We start from the raw sequence: 2,359 nt of genomic DNA on the forward strand, positions 1-2,359 counted from the left end.
CGTTGGTGATGTGGTCGCCGACAACACCGCTGTCGGTCGTGAACGAAGCGATCGTCGGCGCCGCAGGCGGGGTCGGGGTGGAGGTCGTGCCAGGATCTACCTGCAGGCCAGTAAAGGTCTTCAACGCGCCGGTGAGTTCGGCCGCATCCCCAAGCGAATTGGCGATTTTCGCACCATTCGCCAAGTTGACCTGGGTGATGGCCAGTGCAGACACCTTGGTATCGCTCGCAGCGACAGTATAGCTGAACGTCAGCGTGTTGGTGCCTGCCCCCCCTGTGTATGTCGCCACACCTCCGTCATTCAGGACCAACGACGGCTTGCCGGTCACAGTCATGGCTTGGTCGAACTTGACGGTGAATACGATCGAGGTTCCAACGCCCTCAGTCCCCGAACTCGGCGAAGGAACGACGCTGACAACATCGGTTGTCGCAAAGCTGCCGGCCGTGGGGCCCGTCTTCTTGCCAGTCAGGAGATTGATGTTGTTTTCGATGGTGAGATTTGATCCCTGCACTTCCGAGGGCAGATCGCCAAAGCCCGTATCCGTGAAGGTACCCGTGGGATCGACGTAGTTGTTGCTGACAATCACTCCATTGAGGACGTTTCCGCTGTCTTGGAACAGCCCAATGTTCAACGAGATCGACATGTTAGGGCCGGTCGCGATGATAACATTGTTGGCGATAGTCGTATTGGTAATCGTCGAGCCGAGTTGGGCTTGAACGGCCAGCCCTTCGTTCGGTTCAACTCCCTGAGGTTGATAGATTGTATTATAGGCAATCATCGCATTATTCACGACGTCGCCAACAAACTGGATGGGGTCAGGATGCGACCCCGGCGTATACCCCAAGCCCTCAAAGACGTTGTATTGGATCGTAGGTGTAACAGTCCCGTTGCCCAAATCGATACCATCGGCGGGCATGTCGTGAATGTAGTTGTATTTGGCGACGAACGTGCCAGTGCCATTATAGTTGATGGCGGCGCCCAGTCCCGTTCCTGCCGGCGGCGGCTGCACCGACGGAATATTCATCTGATTTCCGTCGAAGGAGCAGTTCAACACCGTGAGATTTCCCACGTTGGTCGAACCTGCATCGATGGCAACGGGCTGGTTTGCGCCAAGCGAGAAGTTGCAGTTCTCGATCGTCGTCGTGCCCGTAGTTCCCGGCTTGACGACGACTGTCCAACCGCCACTCAGCGAGAAGTCGAAACCGTCAAGCGTAACGTTGTTACCAAGGATGCTCACGACATGGTTGGCAGTGTCGATCGATACGCCAGCCGGAAGATTTGCAGCAACGCTCGGATCCTTGAGCGCCGTGCCCGCCGGAACACCAACCGCGTAGTCTACGCCCGCGACCTGCCAGGGTGGGCGAACCGCATAGCTGTCCAGCAACGACGCCAGCTGTGGCGTGCCGGTATGCGCACTGCTCGATCCATCTGCGTAGCTTGAGGATGCCGAATTGACCGTCACGTTGAGACCGGCGGATGCCGCACTCACGTTTCCTGCCGCATCCGTTGTCGTCGCCGTAAATTTCTGAGCTCCATTCGACAGCACGCCGGTATCGAAGCTCCACGCGCCACTGCTGTCCGCGGTCGCGGTCCCGATCTGGGTTGAGTTGTCAAAGATCTTGACTGAGCTATTGGCCTCCGCGGATCCCTTCAGCACGAGGTCGTTAAGGGTCGTCGTGCTTCCCACCGACGATCCTGTTTGCGAATACGCACCAATGGTCGGAGCAACCGGGGCGTGTGTATCGATCGTGATCGACAGGGGCGCCGATGCGAGGCTAACCTGCCCCGAAGAATCGACATCCTGCGTCGTGAGGATGTGGCCTCCGTCACCGAGCGCCGCAGTTGTGAATGACCAGTTCCCGCTACCATCCACATTGGCCGTACCCAATTGGCTCGAACCATCGAATATTTTCACAGTGCTGCCGGCGACGGCCGAGCCCGTCAGCGTCAGCGTGTTGTCGTTGGTGGTGTGGTCACCGACAACGCCGCTGTCGGTCGTGAACGAAGCGATCGTTGGAGTGGCAGGAACTGCAGCACCGATGACTGGATCCAGGGGCTGTGAAAGCGCACTGACATTGCCTGCGACGTCGGTTGCCGTTGCTGTCAGGAAATGAGCTCCTTCTGATAGTCCGACCGTCGTAACGGTCCAGTTCCCTGAGGAGTTCGTCGTTCCCGTCCCGACGAGGGTCGCGCCATCGTACACCTGGACCGTGCTGTTTGCTTCGGCCGTGCCTGTTAACACCACCTGGTTGCCGTTGACGATTGAGTCGCCGGCCTCGAAGGGCACACCCGGCGCGTGCGTATCGATCGTGACGGCCAGGGCCGTCGACGCAACGCTGGTGCCGCCCGAGGTCGTCGC

The 2,359-nt window shown here is 58.9% G+C and carries 1 protein-coding gene; it reads right to left on the minus strand.

The features are described 5' to 3' along the window. The coding region (locus AC0L20_RS39445) for an Ig-like domain-containing protein (protein WP_473295579.1) at positions 1–2,359 on the minus strand (2,359 nt) is incomplete at both ends.

Source organism: Bradyrhizobium sp. Kon58 (genome assembly GCF_055807455.1).